Here is a 712-nt window from a genome sequence, read left to right as displayed (position 1 = left end):
GCAACGAACTTCCGACTCAGGACACTAGCGCCGCGCCCCCATCCGGAATTGCTATACGTGCTATAGGAGCCAGCCCCTCCTGCCCGGACCGCCTTCGTCCCTATACTCGGCGCATCGATTCATCTCACCCCCGAACCGGACGACGACATCCCATGCAAGCGAACCACGACCTCCACGCTATCAATGCCATGGACAAAGCCACGTTCACGCGCGCCCTGGGCGACGTGTTCGAGCATTCTCCCGAAGTGGCCGAAGCGGCCTGGGAGGCACGCCCCTTCCCCACGGTTGCCGCGCTGCACGACGCGATGATGGCCGCGATCCGCCGCCGCGACGAGGCGGCCCAGACGGCTTTCCTGTGCCGCCATCCGCCGCTCTCGGCGCGTGCCATCCGCGCCGGCGCGCTGACCGAGGCGTCGAGCGCGGAGCAAAAGAGCGCGGGGCTGGATGGGCTGGCGGAAAGCGAGGAAGCACAACTGCAGTCGATGAACCAGGCCTATCAGGTGCGGCATGGCTTTCCCTTCATCATCTGCGTGCGGCATTACACGCGGGACGGAATCTTCTTTGAACTGGAGAAGCGCACCGGCCGCAGCACCGCGCGCGAGCTGGAGGAAGCCCTGGACCATGTGCAGGCCATTACCCGGGGGAGGCTGCAGCGCTGCATCGGGTTCGCGGCGGGTCGCCCTGTGCAGGGAAAATGAGAAAGGCGGCCCTA

General features: G+C 66.0%; 1 protein-coding gene. It reads left to right on the top strand.

Annotation, left to right across the window (positions count from 1 at the left end; genetic code table 11):
- The first annotated feature begins 152 nt into the window (after positions 1-152).
- A complete protein-coding gene (gene uraD / locus CF70_RS08695) occupies positions 153-698 on the top strand; it encodes a 2-oxo-4-hydroxy-4-carboxy-5-ureidoimidazoline decarboxylase (RefSeq protein WP_035863109.1) in 546 nt (181 codons plus the stop codon).
- Positions 699-712 lie beyond the last annotated feature (14 nt).

Origin of the sequence: Cupriavidus sp. SK-3 (genome assembly GCF_000611145.1) — a bacterium.
Classification (GTDB): Bacteria; Pseudomonadota; Gammaproteobacteria; order Burkholderiales; family Burkholderiaceae; genus Cupriavidus.
The sequence above is the reverse complement of the archived record's forward strand: the minus strand, read 5'-3'. Positions and strand labels throughout refer to the sequence as shown.

What these genes read in the sequence shown, in the direction of transcription:
- uraD (WP_035863109.1), top strand. Translation starts at nt 153, where the DNA reads ATGCAAGCGAACCACGACCTCCACGCTATCAATGCCATGGACAAAGCC.